The sequence below is a fragment of the Nocardia sp. SYP-A9097 genome (assembly GCF_009649815.1).
In the GTDB taxonomy this organism is placed as follows: Bacteria; Actinomycetota; Actinomycetes; order Mycobacteriales; family Mycobacteriaceae; genus Nocardia.
On record NZ_WJIC01000003.1, the window covers coordinates 540,064 to 563,895 of the forward strand.

At 64.5% G+C, this 23,832-nt stretch carries 26 protein-coding genes, 1 tRNA gene and 1 riboswitch; of the genes, 16 read left to right on the plus strand and 11 right to left on the minus strand.

All coding sequences use genetic code 11. The features are described from left to right. The first annotated feature begins 183 nt into the window (after nucleotides 1-183). Nucleotides 184-1,512, plus strand: a complete 1,329-nt coding sequence (locus tag GFY24_RS09875; protein ID WP_309230664.1) for a cytochrome P450 — start codon at nucleotides 184-186, stop codon at nucleotides 1,510-1,512. Nucleotides 1,513-1,629: 117 nt separating this feature from the next. Here GFY24_RS09875 and GFY24_RS09880 read toward each other — a convergent pair whose 3' ends face one another. After that, on the minus strand, nucleotides 1,630-1,854 hold the full coding sequence (locus tag GFY24_RS09880) for a hypothetical protein (protein ID WP_153804653.1): 225 nt from the start codon (nucleotides 1,852-1,854) through the stop codon (nucleotides 1,630-1,632). Between the two features lie 235 nt (nucleotides 1,855-2,089). On the opposite strand from GFY24_RS09880, the gene GFY24_RS09885 reads away from it, so the two are divergent. Together GFY24_RS09885 and GFY24_RS09890 are read left to right on the plus strand one after the other, a co-directional pair. Then, complete coding sequence (locus GFY24_RS09885) at nucleotides 2,090-2,977, plus strand: helix-turn-helix transcriptional regulator (protein ID WP_228566121.1); 888 nt, start codon at nucleotides 2,090-2,092, stop codon at nucleotides 2,975-2,977. Further along, on the plus strand, nucleotides 2,974-3,183 hold the full coding sequence (locus GFY24_RS09890) for a DUF397 domain-containing protein (protein WP_309230665.1): 210 nt from the start codon (nucleotides 2,974-2,976) through the stop codon (nucleotides 3,181-3,183). The genes GFY24_RS09885 and GFY24_RS09890 overlap by 4 nt, the downstream gene beginning before the upstream one ends. Here the strand turns inward: GFY24_RS09890 and GFY24_RS09895 are convergent. Beyond that, nucleotides 3,180-3,761, minus strand: coding sequence for a TetR/AcrR family transcriptional regulator (locus tag GFY24_RS09895; RefSeq protein ID WP_309230666.1), 582 nt, complete (start codon nucleotides 3,759-3,761; stop codon nucleotides 3,180-3,182). The two genes, GFY24_RS09890 and GFY24_RS09895, sit on opposite strands and share 4 nt — an antisense overlap. 93 nt (nucleotides 3,762-3,854) lie before the next feature. Between GFY24_RS09895 and GFY24_RS09900 the strand changes: the two genes are divergently transcribed. Further along, nucleotides 3,855-4,673: an SDR family oxidoreductase gene (locus GFY24_RS09900; RefSeq protein WP_309230667.1), complete on the plus strand. Its 819-nt coding sequence runs from the start codon at nucleotides 3,855-3,857 to the stop codon at nucleotides 4,671-4,673. Further along, nucleotides 4,670-5,758, plus strand: coding sequence for a dihydrodipicolinate reductase (locus GFY24_RS09905; RefSeq protein WP_153804656.1), 1,089 nt, complete (start codon nucleotides 4,670-4,672; stop codon nucleotides 5,756-5,758). The genes GFY24_RS09900 and GFY24_RS09905 overlap by 4 nt, the downstream gene beginning before the upstream one ends. Nucleotides 5,759-5,765: 7 nt before the next feature. On the opposite strand, the gene GFY24_RS09910 is transcribed toward GFY24_RS09905, so the two are convergent. Then, nucleotides 5,766-7,307: an AMP-binding protein gene (locus GFY24_RS09910; protein ID WP_153804657.1), complete on the minus strand. Its 1,542-nt coding sequence runs from the start codon at nucleotides 7,305-7,307 to the stop codon at nucleotides 5,766-5,768. Between the two features lie 582 nt (nucleotides 7,308-7,889). Between GFY24_RS09910 and prpD the strand changes: the two genes are divergently transcribed. The 6 genes from prpD to GFY24_RS41795 all read left to right on the plus strand — a co-directional run bounded on the left by prpD (nucleotide 7,890) and on the right by GFY24_RS41795 (nucleotide 14,089). Beyond that, the gene (prpD, locus tag GFY24_RS09915) at nucleotides 7,890-9,392 is read left to right on the plus strand and encodes a 2-methylcitrate dehydratase PrpD (protein WP_309230668.1); all 1,503 of its coding nucleotides are present in this window, start codon (nucleotides 7,890-7,892) and stop codon (nucleotides 9,390-9,392) included. Beyond that, nucleotides 9,392-10,306 (plus strand): methylisocitrate lyase, encoded by a 915-nt coding sequence (prpB, locus tag GFY24_RS09920; RefSeq protein ID WP_153804658.1) that lies wholly within the window; start codon nucleotides 9,392-9,394, stop codon nucleotides 10,304-10,306. The genes prpD and prpB overlap by 1 nt, the downstream gene beginning before the upstream one ends. Continuing rightward, nucleotides 10,303-11,424: a bifunctional 2-methylcitrate synthase/citrate synthase gene (locus tag GFY24_RS09925; RefSeq protein WP_309230669.1), complete on the plus strand. Its 1,122-nt coding sequence runs from the start codon at nucleotides 10,303-10,305 to the stop codon at nucleotides 11,422-11,424. Before prpB ends, GFY24_RS09925 begins: the two co-directional genes overlap by 4 nt. 87 nt (nucleotides 11,425-11,511) lie before the next feature. Then, the gene (locus GFY24_RS09930) at nucleotides 11,512-12,081 is read left to right on the plus strand and encodes a histidine phosphatase family protein (protein ID WP_153804660.1); all 570 of its coding nucleotides are present in this window, start codon (nucleotides 11,512-11,514) and stop codon (nucleotides 12,079-12,081) included. Between the two features lie 100 nt (nucleotides 12,082-12,181). Continuing rightward, nucleotides 12,182-12,402, plus strand: a riboswitch (cobalamin riboswitch). A 135-nt stretch (nucleotides 12,403-12,537) separates the two neighbouring features. Further along, complete coding sequence (locus tag GFY24_RS09935) at nucleotides 12,538-13,536, plus strand: methylenetetrahydrofolate reductase (RefSeq protein WP_153804661.1); 999 nt, start codon at nucleotides 12,538-12,540, stop codon at nucleotides 13,534-13,536. A 250-nt stretch (nucleotides 13,537-13,786) separates the two neighbouring features. After that, entirely contained in the window at nucleotides 13,787-14,089 is a 303-nt protein-coding gene (locus GFY24_RS41795; RefSeq protein ID WP_228566122.1) for a hypothetical protein, read from the plus strand. 25 nt (nucleotides 14,090-14,114) lie between these two features. On the opposite strand, the gene acpM is transcribed toward GFY24_RS41795, so the two are convergent. Next, nucleotides 14,115-14,420 carry a meromycolate extension acyl carrier protein AcpM gene (gene acpM, locus GFY24_RS09940; RefSeq protein ID WP_309230670.1) on the minus strand — a complete coding sequence of 102 codons (306 nt, stop codon included), beginning with the start codon at nucleotides 14,418-14,420 and terminating at the stop codon, nucleotides 14,115-14,117. 253 nt (nucleotides 14,421-14,673) lie between these two features. Next, nucleotides 14,674-15,867: an acyl-CoA dehydrogenase family protein gene (locus GFY24_RS09945; protein ID WP_153804662.1), complete on the minus strand. Its 1,194-nt coding sequence runs from the start codon at nucleotides 15,865-15,867 to the stop codon at nucleotides 14,674-14,676. 73 nt (nucleotides 15,868-15,940) lie between these two features. Here GFY24_RS09945 and GFY24_RS09950 point away from each other — a divergent pair, with 73 nt between their 5' ends. From GFY24_RS09950 to GFY24_RS09965, 4 genes are all read left to right on the plus strand, one after another. After that, a complete protein-coding gene (locus tag GFY24_RS09950) occupies nucleotides 15,941-16,639 on the plus strand; it encodes a TetR/AcrR family transcriptional regulator (protein WP_153804663.1) in 699 nt (232 codons plus the stop codon). Between the two features lie 270 nt (nucleotides 16,640-16,909). After that, nucleotides 16,910-18,541, plus strand: a complete 1,632-nt coding sequence (locus tag GFY24_RS09955; RefSeq protein WP_309230671.1) for an ABC-F family ATP-binding cassette domain-containing protein — start codon at nucleotides 16,910-16,912, stop codon at nucleotides 18,539-18,541. Between the two features lie 313 nt (nucleotides 18,542-18,854). Continuing rightward, nucleotides 18,855-19,364, plus strand: coding sequence for a hypothetical protein (locus GFY24_RS09960; RefSeq protein WP_153804664.1), 510 nt, complete (start codon nucleotides 18,855-18,857; stop codon nucleotides 19,362-19,364). Between the two features lie 27 nt (nucleotides 19,365-19,391). Then, entirely contained in the window at nucleotides 19,392-19,643 is a 252-nt protein-coding gene (locus GFY24_RS09965) for a helix-turn-helix domain-containing protein (RefSeq protein WP_153804665.1), read from the plus strand. 110 nt (nucleotides 19,644-19,753) lie between these two features. Here the strand turns inward: GFY24_RS09965 and GFY24_RS09970 are convergent, their stop codons facing one another. From GFY24_RS09970 to GFY24_RS09985, 4 genes are all read right to left on the minus strand, one after another. Continuing rightward, nucleotides 19,754-20,713 carry a hypothetical protein gene (locus GFY24_RS09970; protein WP_153804666.1) on the minus strand — a complete coding sequence of 320 codons (960 nt, stop codon included), beginning with the start codon at nucleotides 20,711-20,713 and terminating at the stop codon, nucleotides 19,754-19,756. Nucleotides 20,714-20,721: 8 nt separating this feature from the next. Continuing rightward, nucleotides 20,722-21,084, minus strand: a complete 363-nt coding sequence (locus GFY24_RS09975) for a hypothetical protein (RefSeq protein WP_309230672.1) — start codon at nucleotides 21,082-21,084, stop codon at nucleotides 20,722-20,724. Between the two features lie 269 nt (nucleotides 21,085-21,353). Next, nucleotides 21,354-21,770 (minus strand): thioesterase family protein, encoded by a 417-nt coding sequence (locus tag GFY24_RS09980; protein ID WP_153804668.1) that lies wholly within the window; start codon nucleotides 21,768-21,770, stop codon nucleotides 21,354-21,356. A 132-nt stretch (nucleotides 21,771-21,902) separates the two neighbouring features. Continuing rightward, a complete protein-coding gene (locus GFY24_RS09985) occupies nucleotides 21,903-22,400 on the minus strand; it encodes a cupin domain-containing protein (RefSeq protein ID WP_153804669.1) in 498 nt (165 codons plus the stop codon). A gap of 71 nt (nucleotides 22,401-22,471) precedes the next feature. Between GFY24_RS09985 and GFY24_RS09990 the strand changes: the two genes are divergently transcribed. Next, a complete protein-coding gene (locus tag GFY24_RS09990) occupies nucleotides 22,472-22,975 on the plus strand; it encodes a MarR family winged helix-turn-helix transcriptional regulator (RefSeq protein ID WP_194852807.1) in 504 nt (167 codons plus the stop codon). A 40-nt stretch (nucleotides 22,976-23,015) separates the two neighbouring features. On the opposite strand, the gene GFY24_RS09995 is transcribed toward GFY24_RS09990, so the two are convergent. Together GFY24_RS09995 and GFY24_RS10000 are read right to left on the minus strand one after the other, a co-directional pair. Then, nucleotides 23,016-23,087, minus strand: a tRNA-Val gene (locus GFY24_RS09995). Between the two features lie 21 nt (nucleotides 23,088-23,108). Next, the gene (locus GFY24_RS10000; RefSeq protein ID WP_153804670.1) at nucleotides 23,109-23,675 is read right to left on the minus strand and encodes a TetR/AcrR family transcriptional regulator; all 567 of its coding nucleotides are present in this window, start codon (nucleotides 23,673-23,675) and stop codon (nucleotides 23,109-23,111) included. Nucleotides 23,676-23,832: the final 157 nt, after the last annotated feature.

The window sequence follows — 23,832 nt, forward strand, 5'->3', positions numbered from 1 at the left end:
AGGAATGGCTCAGTGGGCGGTGCGGCCTGTTCGCGCCCACCCTAGCCATCTATACCCCTGTGCCGCCAACATCGGCGAGGGTAATCCGACCCCCGAAAAGTAGGGGCACCCATGCGCGACACTCGTTGGCGCCCCAAGGATTTCATGATTGCCAGACTCCGGATCAGCGGTGAAGATGGCTGCGTGTCCCAGACCCCGATAAAGCTGCGCCATCTTCCCCACCTACGCACTCGCCGCCTAGGGCAGCTCGGTGGCCTGATCCGCCCCGGCGCCCACAGCTCCCCGCTCGTCGCGCTCGGCAAACGCTTCGTAGCCGACCCGCCCGGCTTCCCGACCATGCTCATCACCCACGAGATGGACGACGTTCGTGAGGTATTCACCAATCACGAAGACTTCTCCATCGGCCAGCTGATGAGCCGACTATCCAGCCACGACATGGTCTTCGGCAAAGAGACGCTGATCTTCCTGGAGGGTGAAGATCACCGCCGCGAACGCAAGCTCTACTCCCCGCCATTCCAGAACAAGGCACTCAAGTCCTACGAAGAACTCATGATCGAGGTAGTCGAACGCGAACTCCCCAAGTGGCCCATCGGCGAGCCGATCGAATTCCTGCAAGCCGGTTACGATCTGGCGATCGGAGTACTGCTGGGCGTCGTCTTCGGCGATGTGGCTGCGGAACGCAGCGGAAGGCTCAAGGATGCCGTCAACGCCTGGTTCCACGAAATCGAAAGCCGCGGCTTCCTGGCCGTTACCCTGCTGACCCCCTTCCTCGGCGGCTTCACCCCGCCCTACCCCCCGCTCGCCCGGGCGCAAGCCGAGGTCGACGAGGTGATCATCGAAGAGATCACCGCCCGCCGCGCCGCGAATGAGGACGGCACCGACCGCAAGGACGTCCTCACCCGCTACATCAACACCGACCTGGACCAGCACGACGATGCGGGCCTCGCCCGCAGCATGCGCGGAATCCTGTTGGGCGCGTACGAAACCACCGCCATCACCCTCGGTTGGATCGCCACCATGCTGGCCGCCCATCCCGAGGCCATGGCGGAACTGGACGCGGCAGTGGATTCAGGCGACGAAGCGCGCCTGGACACCTACCTCGACGCGGTGGTAGCCGAAACCATGCGCCTGCGCCCTGTTTCCCCGTTCACGGGACGAATCGCCATCCGCGACACCGTAATCAACGGCGTGGAAATCCCCAAGGGCACGATCGTCATCGTCCCCATCCTGCTGATCCATGAATCCGAATCCCTTTACCCCGACCCGTTGACCTTCCGCCCCGAACGCTTTCTCGACAAGCGCCCCGACGGCCACACCTGGCTAACCTTCGGCGCAGGCCCCCACCGCTGCCTGGGTGCACAATTCGCGCTTGCCGAGGCGCGAATCCTGTTCCGCGCCATTATCGAAAAGCGCCGCATCGACCCGATCCCCGGGCCGATGGAACCGGCGCGGCGGTATCACACGGGGCTGAGCCCGGCGTACAACGCACGAATTACTCTGCGCCACAGGTAAAGACAAAACCCCACCACCGACCTGGACGGACGATCACCAGGCACTCACTGTGGCCACCTACGGCGTGTCGCCCTGGTCAGTGCCTGGTGATCGATTGTCCAAGGCTGGCTGGCGAATTCAGGTGGTCGGGCCGGTCCAGATATTCCAGGCGCCTCGTAGATCGGTGGTGTTGTGCGAGCTTCGGATTGTGCGGAGCTCGCGGCCGAGGCGCAGGGCTACTTTGTCGAAATAGGCTTTGGCGGAACACTTCTCGACATCGCAATCCTGGTGAGCCGCCTGGCCTCGCCGCGCGACTTCCAGATTCATGACCGGGTAATCCGGTGGATCATGGCTGATAACCATGACTTTCACCTCCTCTTGCCATCGGGCGATGCCCGTATGTGATCGGTTCGGGGACTTGGGATTTGCTGTCCGCCGGGGATGCAACGAGTAAACTCTCAGGCACGTTGGCATGGAGTCTCCAAACCCCCGAATCCGGGTACGAGATGCGCTGATTCCATTGCGAGCGGCTTCGCCATCAATTGGCCCACGGCGGAGACTTCCAGAATTTGATGCATCCGATAGTGAGGCTAACGAGATGTTGACTGGATCTACCCTTGCACGAAGGGCTTTGGGTCGCGAGTTGAAGCGACTGCGAGAAGCGAAGGGCCTGTATCAGGCTCAGGGCGGCAGGCTCATCGGAGTATCGCCGCAGACCATCGGCCGTTTGGAAGATGGGCTACCGACCAAAGTGTCGGATCTCTATATCAATGCGCTGTGCGACGGTTATGGGGCGAGTGACGAAAAGCGGGTCGCACTACTGGAATTGGCGTTGGAGGTGCGAACTACCCAGAAGTCCGGGGGCGGATGGTGGCGGGCCTACGCCGATGAGATGCGCGAAGGCTTCGACCACTACATGGGCCTGGAAGAAGCGGCGCGGCGGATTTCCGTTTGGAAGACGCAGATCATTCCCGGTTTGCTCCAGACCTCCGAGTACCGGCGGGCGATTGCATGGACCGAGCACCCGGACAAGCCCTCCGTCGAAGTCGAGAAGCGGGTGGAGATGGCCGTTCGAAGGCAAAACCGCCTGGAGGAGACAGGCTTCGGGGTCGATATCCTGCTGTGGGAATCGGTCCTTCGTGACCAGATCGGTGGTCCGGCCGTCATGGCGGCACAGCTGCACAAGCTTGCCGATCTCGGTGAGCAGCCACACGTTTCGATTCGGGTGGTGCCCTTCGACGCGTCCGGGCACCTCGGGTCCGTCGTGGGTTCGTTTGTGCTGTTGGAGTTTCCGAAGCTTCCCGCCACGGGTTTGATCGAACCTCCCGTGGTGTTCCTGGAGGAGTACGCCGGAGATCTCTACCTCGAGCGCGAGACCGAAGTGCAGCGGTACCGTCAAGCGTTCACCGAGATCGCTCGGGTAGCGTTGGACAGGGACATGACAAGGCAGCTCGTGCTGTCGATAGCCAAGGAGTTCGGCGAGTGAACATCGATCTTTCCGGAGCCGAATGGTTCAAGTCGAGCCGCAGCACCTCGGGCGGGGAGTGCGTCGAAGCGGCGCACCTACGCGGGGGCATGGTCGGAGTGCGGGATTCCAAGCTCGGCGAGACCGGTCCGGTGCTGGTTTTCGGTCCGGGCGAATGGGATTCGTTCAATGATGCCGTGCGCAGTGGCAGGTTCGATCGCGCCTAGTCGGGGCGGGTGCCCATGATGCCGTAGAGGAGTAGGTCCTCCAGGGAATCGGCGAAGCCGTCGAGGTCGGTGATGTCCCGGATGCACATGGCGAACAATGCTGCGCCGGCGATGGTGTCAAGGAGGGTGTTCGGGTCCAGGCCGGGGCGGGCGGGTTCGCCGTCGGCGGGGAGGTAGTCGCCCAGCTCGGCTCGGGTGGGGGTGTCCAGGCGCGCGGCCAGCTTTTCGTACAGGCCGGAGTCCTGGCGCATTTCGGCCATCAGGCCCGGCATGGCCGCTCGGGTCTCCGCCGAGCCGAAGAGTTGGATGGTTCCCCGAATCACCTTGCGGATTTCGGCGGTCAGGTCGGGGGCCACCTGGTCGGAGCCGACGTCCGGGAAGACCGCCTTGGCGATGAGGTGTGCCTTGGAGGGCCAGCGGCGATAGATGGCCGGGCGGCTCACCCCCGCGCGGGCCGCTATCGCATCGATTGATGTTGCGGCATAACCACGTTCGACGAGCAGGGCGCGGGCGGCATCCAGGACCGCCTTATCCACCGCGGGGTCGCGGTGCGGGCCCAGGCGGTGGCGTTCGGTCACGAAATCCGTCCTTGTCAGCGCGATCGGGAGTCGTTACAGTCTGTCACAGCAAAGCCGTTACACTCTGTAACTGCTGCGGCTCGAGGAGAAATCGTGTCTGCTGCCCCGCATCTCACCAAAAACTATCGGCCGGTGCCGCTCCTGCAGGACAAAGTCGTCGTGGTGTCGGGAATCGGTCCCGGACTGGGACATTCGCTGACCATCGAGGCGGCCCGGATGGGGGCCGATCTGGTGTTGGTCAGTCGCACCGAATCGCGGTTGGAGAAGTTGGCCACCGAGGTGCGGTCGTTCGGTCGCCGCGCGCTGGTCGCGCCCACCGATATCACCGATGAGGAGCAGCGACGGGCGCTCGTGGAGCGCGCGGTCGGCGAGTTCGGGCGGGTCGACTGCCTGATCAACAATGCGTTCGCGATTCCGCCGATGAATCCGATCACCGAGATCGAACTCGAAGCGCTGCGGGTCGCCAATGAGACCAATGTGTTCGCGCCACTGCGGCTTTCGACACTCTTCGCCGACGCGCTCGAACAGTCGCGGGGTTCGATCATCATGCTGAACTCGTGCGTCTCGTACAGTTCGCAGCCGGAGTTCTCCGGGTACAAACTCTCCAAAGGCGCACTGGCACATCTGGCTTCGTCGCTGGCGACCGAACTCGGACCGCGCGGAATCCGTGTGAACAGTGTCGCGCCGTCGTATGTTTACGAGGACATCAACAAGGCGTACTTCGACTGGCTAGCCAAGCAAGCCGGGACCACGCACGAGGACATCTACCGGCAGAAGGCCGCGCCGACCGATCTGAAGCGACTGGCCGGGCCCGAAGAGGTTGCGCGCGCAACGCTTTTCCTGGCCAGTGACCTCGCCAGCGCGGTGACCGGGCAGATGCTGACCGTCGACTGCGGTGAATTCCACCGATGAGTGCAGGAGTGTCCGTGAAGAAGCGAATTGTCCTGTGGGGCACCGGTGTTGTCGGATCCATGGTGTTGACCGAGATCCTGCGGCACCCGCTGTATGAACTCGTCGGCGTCGGGGTGAGCAATCCCGACAAGGTCGGCAAGGATGCCGGTGACCTCTGTGGTCAGGCGAAAACCGGTGTGCTCGCGACCAATTCGGTGAACGAGCTGATCGCGTTGCGGCCGGACGCCGTGGTGCACTACGGTCCGACCGCACAGTTCGCCGATGAGAATATTCGGGTCATCAGCGCGTTCCTGCGCGCCGGAATCGACGTCTGCTCGACCGCCATGACGCCGTGGGTGTATCCGGAGATCAAGCAGCTGCCCGGCGTGTGGCGCGATCCGATCACCGAGGCCTGCGCGGCGGGCGGGGCATCCTGCTTCACCACCGGCATCGACCCGGGATTCGCCAATGATCTGTTCCCGATGTCGCTCATGGGGCTGTGCGGCGAGGTGAAGTCGGTGCGGGCCTCCGAACTGCTCGACTACACCGATTACGAGGGCGATTACGAATTCGAGATGGGGATCGGGCATCCGCCGGAATTCCAAGCGCTGCTGGAGCATCCGGATCTGCTGATCATGGCGTGGGGTCCGACCGTGCCCATGATCGCGCGGGCGGCCGGGATCGAACTCGACACCATCACCACCACCTGGGACAAGTGGGTTACGCCCGAGGACCGGCCTTGCGCCAAGGGAATCATCAAGGCGGGCACCGTCGCCGCGATCCGGTTCACCATCAACGGTATCTATCGGGATCGCGAGGTGATCACCCTCGAACACGTGAATCGCATCGGGCTGGACGCCGCTCCGGAATGGCCCGCCGGTACCCGGGATGATGTCTATCGCGTGGATATCATCGGCTCCCCGTCGATTTCGCAGGAGACATCGTTCCGGTTCACCGACGGTTCGGGACGCGCTCCGGCCGTGGCCGGATGCCTCGCCACCGGCATGCGTGCCCTCAACGCGGTGCCTGCGGTGAACGCACTGCCGCCGGGTTGGGTGACCGCCCTGGATCTTCCGCTGATTCCGGGAGCGGGCACCATCCGCTGAACCAGGCTTAACGCGAGAGTTCCCGAAGCTGGCGTTTGTAGACCTTTCCGCTGTCATCGCGGGGGAGTGAGTCCACAATCTCGATCCGGCTGGGCACTTTGTAATTCGCAAGCTCTCCGGAAAGGGCTTCGCGCACAGTGTCTTCGGTGAGTTTCGCACCGGGGCGCGGCAGAATGTGCGCGGCCACGATCTCACCCAGGTCGCCGGGATCGGGAATGCCGAATACGGCCACATCCTCGACACCGTCGAGTGCGGCAATGGCGTTCTCGATCTCGGCGGGGTAGATATTCACTCCGCCGCGGATCACCACCTCGGCATCGCGGCCGGTCAGATACAGGTAGCCGTCCGCATCGAGGTAGCCGAGGTCTCCGACCCACAGCATGCCCTCGACGGGGGACTGCGGAGCACCCTGATTGAGGTATTCGAAGCGAGGCCAATACTCCGCGCCGCGCACCCAGACTCGGCCGATCTGCCCGGCGGGCAACGGGTTTCCGCGCTCATCGCCGATGAGCACCGCCGAGCCATCCGCCGCCCGGCCCACACTGCCGGGATGCTCTAGCCACTCCGCGGCACTGATCCAGGTGATCGTGCCCGCCTCACTGCAGCCGTAGAACTCCCACAACGCGTCACCGAACAGGTCGATAGCGGCGCGTTTGAGCGCGGGCGGGCACGGTGCGGCCGAATGGATTACGTGCGTCAGACTCGACAGGTCATAGTTCGCGCGCTCGCCGGCGGGCACGCTCAGAATGCGCGAGACCATGGTGGGCACAATCTTGACCTGCCGAATACGGTGCCGATCGACCAGCCGCAGGAACGCACGCGCATCCCATTTCGGCATGATGACAATATCCGCACCCATTCGAAGGCCAAGCACCGCAACCGCATTGGGGGAGGTGTGGTACAGCGGACCGGCAACCAGCATCGGCACGCCAGGAGCCAGGCCCATGCGCTGAGCGGTCGCGCCGGCGATACTCAACAGCTGCCGCGGAGACATCTGCTCGCGCGCAACACCTTTGGGCTTGCCGGTGGTGCCGGAGGTGTAGATGACGCCCATCGAATCCGAGATAGCGCCCTCGATATGCCCCACCGGCTCCGGATGCGCGTCGATCCACTCCTGTAGCAATTCATGACGTCCGGTCGGCCGCGTCAGCCCCGCATCCCAGCCACCCTCGGTGAGAAGCTCTGCGGCCATGGCGATTTCCACAATCCGCGCCACACTCCCCGCCAATTCGCATGCCGCCTCGACCACCGGCACGAACTCGGTATGCGCGAAGATCAACCGCACCTTCGCATCGGTCAGCACATGCGCGACCTCACCCGCCAGCCACCGCGTATTGATCGGCAGCGGATTACCCCCGGTCGAGGCAATCCCGACCGACACCTCGAGGAACTCGATGTCATTGCGCGCCATAATGACGCACTTGTCGCCGCGCCCGATCCCCGCCGCCAGCACCGCCGAACCGATCCGCCCCGCCCGCTCCAACACCTCCGGCTGCGTGCGCATCCGTCCGCCGCAAACAATAGTGGCGATTTTCGGATCATCCGTCATGCCACGGGAGTCTGCCACCGCCGGGCGCTCCCCGTGCCGGAGTCGTGGACCGCGGTTGATGGACCGGAGCGATAGCGGGCCCGAGAAGTATGGGTATTGGACAACGGCCCGGAAGCCGAGGCTCCCGGGCCGTTTCGATACTCCCGGCATCAGCACTTCTTTATCCGACGTCCCGCTGGGCACCGCCGGACGAGCACCCCGCGTCACCCGGAGCCGTCTGCGTGGGCTTCGGCGACGCGAAGTGCCTTCCCTGCACAGTGCGCGCTTCGGTGCGCCGCGCCATGCCCGGAGCAGACCTGCCGTAACCCACGTATCCTTTGAATCACAGCCGGTCACAATGAGTCTCACCGACATTGCGGTCCCCGTCGAACCGGGCAATCCGGCTGGCACTGGGGGTCGGCGAGTTGGCACTCCACGTCGGTCGGTCGCAGCGGCGAACAGTAGGTGAACGGCGTCCGCAACTGTCGCAAATTCACAACTCCGCGTCCGCAAAAATAGGCATTTGCGAGGGATTTCGGCCCATCACCCGGCTCGGTAGCGTGCGAAACGCACAGGAAATCGACGTCTGGGAGGAACCCGAACGTGAAGAATCATCTCGTCCGCACGCACCGCTCCGCCGAGCACTTTCCCCGCGAAGAGCAGCTGGCGTGGCGGATCGCCGAGGTCGCCGCCGATACGGTGCAGGTCGCGCCGGAGACCGAGGAGATGATCGTCAATCGGATCATCGACAATGCCGCGGTCGCCGCGGCCTCCATCGGTCGGCGGCCCGTTACCAATGCTCGCGCGCAGGCCGTGACGCACCCCTATCAGCCGGGCTCAACCGTTTTCGGGATCGCCGGGTCGTATTCGCCCGAGTGGGCGGCGTGGGCCAATGGTGTCGCGGTGCGCGAACTGGACTTTCATGACACGTTCTTGGCGGCGGAGTACTCGCACCCCGGTGACAACATTCCGCCGATTCTGGCTGTGGCACAGCACGCAGGCCGCTCCGGACGTGACCTGATTCGCGGCCTCGCAACGGGTTACGAGATCCAGGTCGATCTGGTGCGCGGAATCTGTTTACACGAGCACAAGATCGACCATGTCGCGCACCTCGGGCCGTCCGCCGCCGCCGGTATCGGTACGCTGCTCGGCCTCGACACCGAGACCATTTACCAGGCCGTCGGCCAGGCGCTGCACACCACGACCGCCACTCGGCAGTCCCGCAAGGGTGAGATCTCCAGTTGGAAGGCGTATGCCCCTGCCTTCGCCGGGAAGATGGCGGTCGAAGCGGTTGATCGCGCGCTGCGCGGGGAGGGTGCGCCCTCGCCCATCTGGGAGGGTGAGGACGGTGTAATCGCTTGGCTGCTGGGCGGTCCCGACAAGGAGTACTCGGTGCCGCTGCCCGGTCCGGGTGAGCCCAAGCGGGCCATTCTGGATACGTACACCAAGGAGCATTCGGCCGAGTATCAGAGTCAGGCTCCGATCGACCTCGCTCGGCGCATGCGTGATCGGATCGGCGATCTCGAGCAGATCGCGTCGATCGTGCTGCACACCAGTCATCACACACACGTGGTGATCGGCACCGGCTCCGGGGATCCGCAGAAGTTCGACCCCAAGGCTTCTCGCGAAACCCTCGACCACTCGGTCATGTACATTTTCGCGGTCGCATTGCAGGACGGCAGCTGGCATCACGAGCGGTCGTACGCGCCGGAGCGGGCGCAGCGGCCGGACACCATCGAGCTGTGGCAGAAGATTTCCACCGCCGAAGACCCGGAGTGGACTCGGCGCTATCATTCGACCGATCCGAATGAGAGGGCGTTCGGCGCACGCGCCGAGGTCACCTTGAAGAGCGGTGAGGTGATCATCGACGAATTGGCCGTCGCGGACGCACATCCCTTGGGCGCGCGGCCTTTTACCCGCGAGCAGTACATTGCCAAATTCCGCACGCTCGCCGACGGTGTGGTGGAGTCCGCTGAGCAGGATCGCTTCCTCGACGTGGTGCAACGCGCCGGCGAGCTGTCCGCTGGTGAATTGTCGGAACTCACCTGCACCGTCTCGGCCGAAGTGCTTGCGCGCGCGCCCAAATCGCCGAATGGACTCTTCTGATGTCAGGGTTGTTCGCTGCTGCCACCTCGGCCACGGACAAGCGCGCGGCCTTCCGCGCCGGGCTTGCCTCCAATCGTATTCAGCGGTTTCCCGGGGCATTCAATCCCTTGGTGGCCAAGCTGATTCAGGAAATCGGCTTCGAAGGCGTCTACGTCTCAGGCGCTGTGCTCTCGGCGGATTTGGGGCTACCCGATATCGGATTGACCACGCTCACAGAGGTTTCCGGACGCGGACAGCAGATCGCCCGGGTCACCGACCTGCCCGTACTCATCGACGCCGATACCGGATTCGGTGAACCCATGAGCGCCGCCCGCACGGTCACTGTCATGGAGGACGCCGGAATCGCGGGGCTGCACCTGGAAGATCAGGTGAACCCGAAACGCTGCGGGCATCTCGACGGCAAGGCCGTGGTGCCGGTCGAGGAGATGGTGCGCCGCCTGCGTGCCGCCGTCTCCGCCCGCCGCGACCCGAATTTCATAATCTGCGCCCGCACCGACGCCGCCGGAATCGAGGGCATCGACGCGGCCATCGAACGCGCCAAAGCCTATGCCGACACCGGCGCGGACCTGATCTTCACCGAGGCGCTGAATACCATCGCCGACTTCGAGAAGTTCCGCGCGGCCGTCTCAATTCCCTTGCTGGCCAATATGACCGAGTTCGGAAAGTCCGAACTGATCCCCGCGCACACCCTCGAAGAGATCGGCTACAACGCCGTCATCTATCCGGTCACACTGCTGCGCCTGGCCATGCACGCCGCCGAAACCGGGCTGCGGGAAATCCTGGCCACCGGCACCCAGGGCACGCTGCTCGACCGGATGCAGCATCGCAGCCGCCTCTACGAACTGCTGCGCTACGAGCGCTACAACGAATTCGACTCGGACATCTTCAATTTCACTCTGGGAAGGAACCAGTGATGACCGCGACACCGACTATCTACAAGGGTCTCGCCGGTGTTGTGGTCGATACCACCGCTATCTCCAAGGTGGTGCCGGAAACCAACTCGCTGACCTATCGCGGTTACGCGGTCCAGGATCTGGCGGCGAACTGCAGCTTCGAACAGGTCGCGTATCTACTCTGGTACGGCGAACTACCTGGTGATGCCGAACTCGAGCGATTCTGCCTGTGGGAGAGGGCCGCTCGGCGCGCGGACCGGTCACTGCTGTCGCTGGTGACCAAGCTGCCGGAGAACTGCCATCCCATGGATGTGGTGCGCACCGCGATCAGCTACCTCGGTGCGGAGGATCCCGCCGAGGATGACAACTCACCGAAGGCCAACCGCGCCAAGGCACTTCGGATGATGGCGGTACTGCCCACCATTGTCGCCGCCGATCACCGACGACGCCATGGGCTGGATCCCATTGCGCCACACTCGCATCTGGGGTTCGCGGAGAACTTTCTGAACATGTGCTTCGGGAAAGTGCCCGCACCGGAGCTGGTGAAGGCATTCGAGGTGTCGCTGATTCTGTACGCGGAGCACAGTTTCAACGCCTCCACCTTCGCCGCGCGGGTGGTCACCTCCACGCTGTCCGATATCTACAGCGCGGTCACCGCCGCCATCGGGGCGCTCAAAGGATCGCTGCACGGGGGAGCGAACGAGGCTGTCATGCACGACATGATCGAGATCGGGGATCCGGCGCTCGCCGCACAGTGGATGCGAAACAAGCTGGCGCACAAGGAGAAAGTGATGGGATTCGGGCACCGGGTGTACAAGAACGGTGACTCCCGGGTGCCGACCATGAAGGCCGCCTTCCTCGATATCGCCGCCGCCACCGGCGGGGCCGAATGGGTGCGCATGTACGAGATCCTCGAACGCACCATGATCGAGGCCACCGGGATCAAACCGAATCTGGATTTCCCGACCGGGCCCGCCTACTACCTGCTGGGCTTCGACATCGAGGCGTTCACACCCATTTTCGTCATGAGTCGCATCACCGGCTGGACCGCGCACATTATCGAACAGGGCGAATCCAATTCACTCATCCGTCCGCTGAGCGAATACGTCGGCGTGCCACAGCGTTCCGTCGTCGCCTGACCGCGAGCACGGGCCGCCCTCGACCCGCGCGCCTACGGTTTCGTATCGTTGAGAAACCATGGCTCCCACTTCAGAACCCACCGCGGCATGAGCGCGGTCACCCGGCTCACGCTCATCACGCACGCGATCACCGATGCCGTCCAAGGTGCGCGATTCCCGGTCGACGAGCCGCTCAACGCGCTCGGCGGCCGGACCATCGCGAAGGTCGGCTCCCTGCTCGGAGCCGACCACACCGTTATTCGGCACGCCCCGGAGACCCGCACCCGCGAAACAGCCGCCGCGCTCGGGCTGACCGCCCAACCCGAGGAAGCGCTCCGCGATATCGACCACGGCGACTGGGCGGGGCGGACCATGGACTCGCTGCCCGCCGAAGAGTTGATGAGCTGGCTCACCGATCCCACCCATCGGTCACACGGCGGTGAATCCATCACCGACCTTATCGACCGCGTCCGCGGCTGGCTCGGCGACCTGGCCGGAAGCGGTCAGCACATCACCGCCATCACCCATCCCGCGATTGTTCGCGCCGGCGTGGTGTGCACTCTCGACGCACCCGCACAAGCCTTCTGGCGCATAGACATTCCGCCGCTGACCGCCACCACGCTGCATTATCGGGTGCCCGCGTGGACGCTTCGGACAACCGCCAGCGCCCTCGGCTGAGTCTCAGCATGCGGGCAGGTGGCAGCGCCCGGCCGCGCGCCCGGCTATTCTGTTCGGGCAGCTGGTTCGCTGACGATGCGGCATACGGAGCCCCCAACCCATCGTGAGCGTCGAAACCTGTCCGGTGATTTTGCCGGCACGGGCGAGAGGGAACCCGGTGAAAATCCGGACTGTCCCGCAGCGGTAAATGGGAACGACGGCACACCGGGCACCACCCGGGAAGCAGCCGTCGGACCAGCCCCGGCCGGGTGCGCCGGGGTCGACCTGGAGCCGGGTCGATGCCCATGAGTCCGAAAACCTGCCGGTTGCGCCGGATACGCCGTATCCGGCGGTCGCCGCCTCGTGGATCGGGCGGAACGCCGAGTGGACCCGGGCACGGGAAGATGCTTCGAGGGCTCCATCGGCGTTCGCCGGTCATAGGTGCCGACCATCGTCCACCAACCATGGAATTCACCGATGCTGAACCCAGACAACACCTTTGGCTCCCCACACCAACGCACCCGCATCTCGCCGATCACCTCCGGCGTCCCGTCGGTCGTGAAAAGCCTGCGCTCGCACTCCGGCCCGCGCGTTCCCTTCTCCGTGGAATTCAATCCACCCCGCGACGCCGCCGGCGAAGCCCGACTCTGGCGCGCCGTCCGCGAATTCGAACGCATGCACCCGGCCTTCGTCTCCATGACCTACGGCGCCGGCGGCTCCACCAAGGACCGCACCGCGCGCATCACCGGACAACTCGCCCGGGAAACCACGCTCCTGCCGGTCGCCCACCTGACCGCCGTCGGCCACAGCACCGCCGAACTGCGCTCCCTCGTCGGCTCCTACGCCGACTACGGAATCCGCAATATCCTCGTCCTGCGCGGCGACCCGCCCGGCGACCCCCTCGGCCCCTGGCACAAACACCCCCAAGGCGTCGAATACGCCGACGAACTCGTCCGCATGGTCCGCGACCTCGGCGACTTCAACGTAGGCGTGGCCTCCTTCCCCCAAGGCCACCCCCGCTCACCCGACCTGGCCACCGACACCGCGTTCCTGGCCGCGAAACTCCGTGCCGGAGCGGACTATTCGATCACCCAGATGTTCTTCGACGTAGACGAATACCTCCGCCTACGCGATCGCATCATGGCCTTCGATCCGATCGAGGGCGCGAAACCCATAATCCCCGAACTGATGCCCATCACCTCACTGCGCACGGTCGCCCGGGCCGAAGAACTCAGCGGCCGCCCCCTCCCACCACAGGTCCTGCAGCGCCTCCACCGCGCCGCCGGAAACGGCCCCGAAGAAAACCAAGCCGCCATCCGCGAAGCCGGAATAGAAATCGCCACCGAAATGGCCCAACGCCTCATCGCCGAAGGCGCCCCCTGCCTCCACTTCATCACCCTAAACTTCGCCAAAGCCACCCGAGAAGTTCTCGACAACCTCGGCTACCAAGCCACAGCCACCCCCCTCAGCGCATAAGCCCGAGGGCACGACCGTGGAGTCCGACGCGAACCGTCCTATCCGACAACGGGATTGGGCAAAGGTACTGCTCGCCTTCGCGGGCGAGGTACTTGTGGTGTGCTCACGGTGTGGAGGTCGGGCCAGGAATATGCGTCGACCCGACCTCCCCGCGGCCCAGCATTGGAATCAGCATCTCGACGAACCACGCAGACTGGTGTGCGCCGAGTGTGGAGCGACCCACGACTGGGTCCACCCGGCCGGTGAATCCATGCCACGAAGCTTCGCCCGCGGCGGTGGCGTCACGGACCTGCATTTCGACCGGCCACTCTGGCTACAAACCCGCTGCACCGGACACGTGCTGTGGGCCCTCAACATCGAGCACGTCGACCAACTCGCAGCCGACATCGGTGCATCCCCCCGCAGCGACCGCCCGTCAAGCCACATGTTCACCGTTCTACCCACATGGATGAAGCACGCAGCCAACCGCACCGACATCCTGATCGCCCTCGGCCGACTGCGCCTGCTCGCCGACCGATCATCACCAGCCGATCGATCCGACGCCGCCTACTGAGGGCGGGCGCGGGGGCCGGCGGGCATTACTCGGCCGCGTCCTCGGTGTACTTGGACTTCAATTCCGCTGCGAGGTCGGCGTTTTCGAGCTCCATCTGCTGGACGTAGGCGACGGCGTCGCCGACGGTGCGGAGGTTGCCGAGGTCCTCGTCGGGGATTTTGACGCTGTACTTGTCTTCGAGTTGGACGGCGATCTCGACCAGGGAGAGGGAGTCGATGTCCAGGTCTTCCACGAAGGACTTCTCGATGGTGACCTCGGTGGCCTCGATGCCGGTGACCTCCTCGATGATTTCGGCAATGCCGGCGATGATCGTTTCCTGAGTGGTAGTCACAAATCTGCCCTTCTCGATGAAGCTGAATGTCCGGTGGTGGACACGCGGTGTTCGGGTGGATCGCCTTCGGCATCTCCGCTGGTGACCCGGTCAAATTGGTTGCGGTTCAATCGTTTTGCGCTATTCGACGCTCACAACATATACAGTCGGGTTGATGCCGGAAGATGGCGATCCGGCACAACCTGCGGACGCCGGTTTGTGGGAATCCCCCAATGACACCTCCCGGGCCGGGGGCGACTTCACCACTTCGACCTCAGGAGCGGTGGGTAGGCAAACCGAGGACCTGATGAGCAATGTGGTTGAGGGCGAATTCATTGCTGACCGGGCCGGAGCGGGACAATCGGGCGTCGAGGTAGATGTCGATCAAACCCTCCCGTTCGTCCCACGCTGTAGCGCCGAGTACTTGCATCGCGTGGTCGGCGGAGTCGAATGCGAGGTCGGCGGCGAGTAGTTTCGCGATGTTGATGTCGCCCGCGATGGTGTCGGCGTCGGCGCCCGCATCGATGCGGGTCGCGGTGCGGTAGACCAGCAATCGCACCGCGGCCGAGCGCGCGTGCAGGCTGGCCAGGGGGTGTGCGATCGACTGTTCGGCGCCGATGGGGCTCTTGCCGGAGATGACTCGATCCTTGGCGCGGGCAATGGCGCGGGTGAGGCTGTACGCAGCGGTACCGGTGCAGACCGCGGCGGTGAGTACCCGCTCGACGTGGGTGAACGGCCACATGGTGAGTAGCCCCTGTCCCTCGGTGCCGACGAGCGCATCGGCCGCGACCGCGACATTGTCGAATTCCAGTTGGAATTGACGCACTCCTTCGCGGTAGCGCATGGGGACTTCGGTGATCGTCGTACCCGATGCGTGCGGATCGACGAGCACCGTCGTGTAGCCGGCGGAACGGTCGGTGCGGTCCGCTCGCCCGAACACCAGTACCCGATCGGCGAGATCCACTCCGGAGGTAATCCGTTTGAGGCCGTTGACGACGAAATGGTCACCAGCGCGACGGATCTCGGTTTCGACGCCGAACATGTTGTGTCCGGTACTCGGTTCGGTCGCCGCCATCGCCAGATGTGTCGATCCGGCGTACACGCGAGGGAGCCAAGTCTGCCGCGCCGATTCCGGGCCGACCGCTTCGATCGCGTGGGCGATAGCGGCGGACAGCACCGGCATCCAGAGCACGATTCCCTGTTCGGCGAATGCCTCCAGCACGAGCGCGGTCCCGAGCAGGTCGCTGCCGCGATCGCCGGCTCGCCCCGGTCGCCGGAGATCGGTCCAGCCGTGATCGAGAAACGTTGTCCACAGCTCGGGGTGGATTTCGCTGTGATCGATCAGATGTTGCCGGATATCTACCGCCCGCGGCGCGAAGTCGGCCGCGACTTGCTGGGCTTCGGCCTGGAGGCGGCTGTGTTCGGTGGATAGTTCGAACGAATTACCGCTGGACACAACGGATTTCATCGGTTCTCCTGATTCTCGGCGCGCACAGGGACGCCAAAGTAGAGTAACACTCCGGAGTGATACTCTGTCGAGCATGGGAGTTCGCGATCGAGTTCTGCAGGCGGCGCTGGACTGTTTCAGCGATGAGGGGTACGAGCGCACGACGATTGCCCGGATTCGAGAGCGCAGCGCAGTGTCGAACGGTGCGCTGTTCCATCATTTTTCGAGCAAGGATGCGATCGCGGGCGCCCTGTATGTGGATTCGATCCAGTCGATCCATGATGGCTACCGCAGGGTGCTCGCCGCTGGGCCCACGACACTCGCAGATGTCGTCGGTGGCCTGATACGACATCAACTGTCGTGGATCGAAGCCAATGTCGCCCGTGCTCGATTTCTCTACTCGCAGGGTCGACTCGACTGGTCGACCGACGGTGGCACCCGACTGCGGTCGATGAACGATGACATTGCCGATGCGTATCGGGAGTGGTTGGCCCCGTTGATTACTCGCGGCGAGGTTCGAGATCTGCCGATGGCCGTCATGGTCGCCGTCATCACCGGACCCGCGCACGCTCTGGCCGGGCAGTGGCTGGCCGGCCAACTCCCGGGCTCGTTGATCGACCACGCCGAGGAGTTGAGCGATGCCGCGGTGCGGGGTCTGGGAGGGAATCCATCGGAGCCGGCCGGACACACTCCCCGGCACGTCGAAGGTCGGGTCAGGGTGCAACTGCTCGATGCCGACGGTGCCGTGCTGGCTGAGACCGAAGTCACCAGCCTGAATTCCCGCGCGCACTGAGCGCCGCATCGTCCCGGCCCCGGTCGCGATGAATCACACCCGCAACCGTCCATGACCACGCGGAACAGGCGCTGACAGATGTTTCCGCGGACGCCTGCGGGAGCCGTTCGGGGTATGACGCAGGTAACGGACGCCGTCTGTGCGGTAACCGCAGGTATGCTCGATTCGGTTAACGGCGATGGCGGCGGTAAAATCAATACTTCTTGTGTGTCGTGATGACCCGCAATCGAGTAGCTATCCGCCAGCACACCATCGCACGAGGAGACGTTTGTGATCACCGCGACCGACCTGGAGGTCCGGGCCGGAGTCCGCACCCTGTTGACGGCGCCCGGGCCGGCGCTGCGGGTGCAAGCCGGTGATCGGATCGGTCTGGTCGGCCGCAACGGCGCCGGCAAGACCACAACGTTGCGAATTCTGGCCGGTGAGGGAGAACCTTACGCGGGCAAGGTGATTCGGTCGGGGGATTTGGGCTATTTGCCGCAGGATCCGCGCGAGGGCAACCTCGATGTGCTGGGACGAGACCGGGTGCTCTCGGCGCGCGGGCTCGACTCGCTGATCCGCGATATGGAGAAGCAGCAGACCATCATGGCCGAGGTCGCCGATGACGCCGCCCGCGACAAGGCCGTTCGCAAGTACGGCCAGCTCGAGGACCGGTTCTCGGCACTCGGCGGATACGTCGCCGAAAGCGAGGCCGCACGAATCTGCAGCAGCCTCGGCCTGCCCGATCGAGTACTGGCACAGCCGCTGCGCACCCTCTCCGGTGGTCAGCGCCGTCGAATCGAATTGGCGCGCATCCTGTTCGCCGCCTCCGACGGCAGCGGCGGCAAATCCGACACCACCCTGCTGCTCGACGAGCCCACCAACCACCTCGACGCCGACTCCATCACCTGGCTGCGCGGCTTCCTACAGAACCACGAGGGCGGGCTCATCGTCATCTCCCACGATGTCGAACTGCTCGGCGACGTGGTCAACAAGGTCTGGTTCCTCGACGCCGTCCGCGGCGAGGCCGACATCTACAACATGGGCTGGCAGAAATACCTCGACGCCCGCGCCACCGACGAACAACGCCGCCGCCGCGAACGCGCCAACGCCGAGAAGAAAGCCTCCGCGCTCAAGCAGCAGGCCGCAAAGCTCGGCGCCAAGGCCACCAAAGCCGCTGCCGCACACCAGATGATCAAGCGCGCCGAACGCATGCTCTCCGAAGTCGACGAGCTGCGCGTGGCCGACCGGGTCGCCCGCATCAAATTCCCGAACCCGGCGACCTGCGGCAAGACCCCGCTCATGGCCGAGAACCTCACCAAGATGTACGGGTCGCTCGAAATCTTCGCGGGCGTCGACCTGGCCATCGACCGCGGCAGCCGCGTGGTCATCCTCGGCCTCAACGGTGCGGGTAAGACCACCCTGCTGCGCCTGCTCGCCGGAGCCGAAAAGCCCACCGCGGGCAACCTGGTCCCCGGACACGGGCTCAAGGTCGGCTACTTCGCGCAGGAGCACGACACCCTCGACGACGACGCCAGCGTGTGGGAGAACATCCGGCACGCCGCCCCCGACGCCGGCGAACAGGACCTACGCGGACTGCTCGGCGCGTTCATGTTCTCCGGCCCGCAGCTGGATCAGCCCGCGGGCACCCTCTCCGGTGGTGAGAAAACCCGGCTGGCACTGGCCGGTCTGGTCTCCTCCGCCGCGAACGTGCTGCTGCTGGACGAGCCGACCAACAACCTCGACCCGATCTCGCGCGAGCAGGTCCTGGACGCGCTGCGCAGCTATGCCGGCGCGGTCGTCCTGGTCACCCACGATCCGGGCGCCGCCGAGGCGCTCAACCCCGAGCGCGTCATCATGCTGCCCGACGGCACCGAGGACCACTGGTCGCAGGAGTACCTGGAGCTGATCCAGCTCGCCTGAGCCGACACCGAAGGCACTGACTGCCCATTGGCAGTCAGTGCCGTTCTGCCAGTAGCTCTTTCAGCTGGTCATGCGGGAGACAAGTGGTCCGGCAGGATCGCGGTCACCTCCGTGCGCACCGGACCCGCGCCGCGCCCCAGCGGCCCTTCTCCCGCGATGAGCGTGCGGTAACCGACCTCGACCCCCCGGAATATCGGTAATCGCGTTCCACGGCCCCGGGCGGCCCGGCAGTTCGATACCCAGGCCCCGCGCACGCGGGCGACCATCGGGTGAAAACGCCTGCGGGTCGGGCATCTACAGCTCCGTCGGCGGCGTGACGATGTCGGGGCAACAGTTGGCAGTACGCGCATGGGAGCAGATCAGCTGGGCGGCACGGGCTTTGGTCATGGTCCGGTTGCCGCCCATGATAGGCAGCCTGTGGGTCTCCGCGCGCTCGGTGAAGAACCGGTCACTGGCCTCGCGATGCATGTTGATCATCGCGACGGGTGTCGGATTGATCCTGGTTTACCTGTTTGTCGCGATCTCGGGGCCGCGGGTGCAACGCGAATCGCCTACGGGGACCTACCGAATGCCGCTGTGGCCGCTACCGCCTCTGCTGGTGATCGGCGTAATGGTTTATGCGGCTTGCGGTTTGGGTCGCGATTCGGTCTCGCAGCTGGTCGTGGCCGCGGGCACCCTGGGGCTCGGAATCGTCTGCTACCTGATCTTTCCGCGCCCGCGGGCGGGCCGATGGGTGCTGCCCGAACCGATTTCCGGGCCTCGAGGTGACTCCGATCACAATGATTCATTGATCACAGCCGTCCGAGTCTCTAACCTGGAATGAGGCGCCCACGGCGACTCGGAGGAAGTCATGAGTGACAGGCCCGCACAGGGTAAAGCCGTATTGGGTAAAGGCACACGCGTGACGGGAAAGTCGCGAGACCGCCTGCAAACCCAGCTCAAGAAGCAGTATGAAGCCGGAGCCAGCATTCGCTCGCTGGCGCGAGATACCGGCCGATCGTACGGTTTCATCCACAATGTGCTGGTGGAGTCGCATGTGCAACTCCGCAGCCGCGGTGGTGCGAACCGCCGTAAGGCGGCGGCGAAGGCCGGCGCCAAGTAACCGATTACGGGATCGCAGTGGGTCGGCGGTGAAAACCGTTCGACCACTTGCGATGTCGTGCAGGCCGGGAATGGCGGGCACGCCGTGCGACGGCCGGTCCGGTCGTGCGGTCAGGCCGGAACGGTGCCGTCGCCCAGCACCAGCAGATTGGCCAGACTCTCGAAAATCGGCAGACCGGTCTTGATTTCGAGATAAGCGAACTGGCCCTGCGGGTTCACCTCGAGGAACCAGATCTCGCCATCGCGGCCGACCCGCAGATCCAGCACGCCGAACGCCAGCCCGAGCGCGCCCATCAGCGTGGACAGCGATTTGCTCACCGAGGCGGGCAACCGATCCGCGGTGAAGGCCACCGAGGTGTCCAGGCGTGAATCCACCCGTCCCACACCGGATTGCGAATCGATCCGCACCACCCACTCGATGCCATCCACCCAGACGATCCGCAGATCACACTCGGCGTGAATGTAGTCCTGGAAGATGGTGGGGGAGTTACGGATTCCCGGCAGCAGATCGATATCGGCCGGAGTCACGATGCGGGTCTCGGTGAACGCGCCGCGACCGGTGCCGGTGCGTTTGAAAACCACCGGCCCGGGCCGCGATTCGATGAACGAGCGCGCCTCGTCGGCATCGTTGGTAACGAGCGTCTCGGGCACCGCGAATCCGGCGCGATAGGCCGTTTCCAGTTGCACGAGTTTACGATTCGCGGTGCGATCGGCCCCCGGATCGTTCACCCACAGCGCGGGCATGGACCACAGCAGCCCCTGTAGGAAGCCGTCACACTCGGCCTGCCGGTAATCGTCGTCCTCACTGCGCAGACTGCCCGGCACCAGGGTCGGATGCGGGCGTCGCCACCACACCGAGGAGACCGCGTCGAGTCCGAGAATATGGGAGAGGCTGCGCGAGGTGCCGTCCCGGCTGACCCGGAAAGTGCCGTTCTCACGCGGGAAGTCACGCATATCGAGCCGAATCGGACTGAGCGCGTGGTGTTTACGTAGTGTGGCGGCGAGCGCATCGCCGTGTAGGTCATCGGCTTCGGTGACTACGAGTACCGAACCCATTGAGCGGGCAGACATCCGGGGGATCAGTCGAGACTGTCGGCGGCGATGCCGTCGTCACTGCCACGCAGCGAACGAGTCTGGACGCAGGTCATGGTGGCACCCGCGACACCCGGATTCGGGGTGAGTTCCAGCCCGCGAGCCCACACCTCGGTGAGCGCCGCCAACTCGTCGTCACCACGGGCGGGGGAGTAATCCAGGGGAATCGTGGGCGGCCGCTCGGTGAGTTCGATGCGGCGACGCTGCGTGAAATCCGCTGTGGCACCATTGCGTACGCGCACAAATACCGGGCGTCCCTCGCAGATTCCCTGCGCTGCCGCAACTTCCCTTTCGGTGAGGTCGAGGACATCGGCTCGGTTCAAGGTCCAGGTGCCATCACTGACACGCACACTGATATGTCGATCAGTGGATGCTACGAGATAGCCAGATAGCGGCGGCGCGATAGCGTCTATATGCGCTGACGCGAGGTGATGGAGGGCGCCGGTCATGCTTAACTCCGATCTGCTCGGGATTTGCTGCGGGGCCGAGCTTGATCTGAATCATATCCCGCACAGGCGCTCGTTCGGTTCGCAACGAAATATTTCCAACGTCCCGGCAAACCCCACCGAGGCGTCGGAAACCGCTCAGCCTGAGACTTTTTCGCTACACCACCGGTAAATCAGAGTCCGAGTACGTCAGGTGCTTCGGCGAGTCCCCGCAGTGCCGCACCCGGATCGGGGACCAGCTTGCGAGCTTTCAGATCCATGACCCCCGCGGTCACATTGATCTCCGCCGATACCGTGCCGTCGAGTCTCCGGATCTCCTGGCGCATCCGGAAAACCTTGCCGCCCTGCCACTCGAATTCGCAGCTCACGGTCACTTCATCACCGAGGTGCAGTTCGCGGAAGTACTTGATGTTGTTCTCCAGAACCACCGGACCGATACCGGCGGCGACCATCTTCTCGCCCGGTGTGCCCGCCGCCTTCAACATCTCCCAGCGCGCGTGCTCCGCGTACTGCAGGTACACCGCCTGGTTGAGATGGCCATTGATATCGAGCTCGTAACCGCGAACGGTGATCGGAACGGAGAAAGGCATGAACCGAACAACCCCGGCAATCAGCCTCGCATTTCCGGAAATTCGGTGGTCTGCCGCACAATCCGGCGATTGCCGGGCTACCGGCGACTCATCGCACCGCTGAGGTATTGCCGCAGGTTGGCGCGGTTGCGTTCAGCGACGATTGGCATTGCGCTCGGCCCACCAGTCCGGGCGATCGATGAAGTGATTGTCGAACTCCTCCTGCGCCTCGGCGAGTTCGTCGAAGCTGGATTCGCCCTTGGCAATCCGATCCAGGGTGCGGAAGTACTCGAACCGCTGCACGCCCGGCATGAGCGCGATCAGGATGCGCGCCCCGCTGTCCGGGGTCGCGCCGAAGGCGTGCGGCATGAGTTTCGGGACCACGATCGATCCGCCCGCCGCGACGGTGACGATGCGATCGCCCGCGAGCAATTGCAGTTCGCCGTCGGCGATATAGAACAGTTCATCGGAGAGGGTGTGGAAGTGCGGGGCCGCGCCGTCCGCGCCCTGCTTCATGGTGACCTCGAGTGTGCTGACCGAACCGCCGGTGTCATTCGCGTCCAGGAGCAGGCGCATGGTGACGCTGTCGGTGCCCAGGGTCTCGGCCTCGTGGGGCCGGCGGATGGCGACGGGCTGGGAAGTGCTGTTCATGGCAAGCTCCGAATTATTCGATGAGTTATAGTTCGCTATCGAACTATATAGGAGCGAATAGAATACTGTCCATGGGTGAGAAGAAATCCGATGCGGTCGACAGCATCACCGCACAGTGGCAGCGCGAGCGGCCGGACCTGAACCTGGAGGCCATGGCCATTATCGGCCGCCTCGGCAGGCTCTCGATCGTGGCCGGACGGCAGATCGAAGAGGTCTTCGGCGCACACGGATTGCAGCGCGGCGAGTTCGATGTGGTTGCGGCACTACGCCGTTCGGGGGAGCCCTATGAGCTCAACCCCTCGGTGCTGGCCGATACCCTGATGCTCTCGCGGGCAGGCATGACCGGGCGCCTGGACCGGCTCGAGAAGGCGGGGCTGGTGCGGCGGATCGCCGATGCGGGGGATCGGCGCGCGGTGCGGGTGGCGCTCACCGATCGCGGGCTCGATCTCATCGACCAGTTGATCACCGAGCATGTGGAGAACGAAACCCGCATGCTCTCGGTGTTATCGGCGCAGGATCGGCGGGCGCTCGACCGAATAACCCGCGTACTCCTGGCGCAACTGGAGTCGAGGTGATCGGCGCTCCTGTGGCAGGTCTGACCGCACTGCGGGGCGGCCATGAAGGCGGGGATCGAACCCGCGACCTCCCCCGTGTCGTGATGGTGCTCTACCGCTGAGCTACTTCATGGCCGGGGTCGAAGCCTAACGCTCAATTCTGGCGTCGGATAGAGGCTTCCACGACATCCAGGACGGCTGAGAGGTTGTCGTTGGCGTGGCCGGAGGCGATGCGGGCGATGAGACCGTCGAGTACGAGGTCGAGGTAGCCGAGCAGCACGGTGGTGGGAACATCGTCGCGCAGCGCGCCCTCGGCCTTGCGGCGTTCCAGGCGGGCAACGGTGGCCGCGGTCAATTCGACCGAGCGCTCCTCCCAATTGCGGCGGAACTCGGGATCGTTGCGCAGGCGGCGCGCGATCTCCAAACGTGTTCCGAGCCAATCGAAATCCTCGGGGCGTGCGAGCATATCCCGCATCACCTGGATGAGGCCCTCATTCGCGGCGACCTCGGCCATGCGGCCGGCGTCCTCCTGTGCGAGGGCCAGGAACAGGGCGTCCTTATCGCGGAAGTGATGGAAGATCGCGCCCCGCGACAGACCGGTCGCTTCTTCCAGGCGACGCACGGTCGCACCCTCGTAGCCGTATTCGGCGAAGCAACTGCGTGCTCCATCCAGAATCTGACTGCGGCGGGCGGCGAGGTGGTCGTCACTGACCTTGGGCATGGACTCCTCCGAAACGGGATGTGCGGGATCTCCACACCGATCATGAACGACCGGTGCGGAAATCCCGCACTAGCGACGAGCGAAGCGACCCTTGCGGATCGCGCGACGGTCAACGGTAAACCATTGCCCGCCACCATAACTCGACCGTGAAACAGCC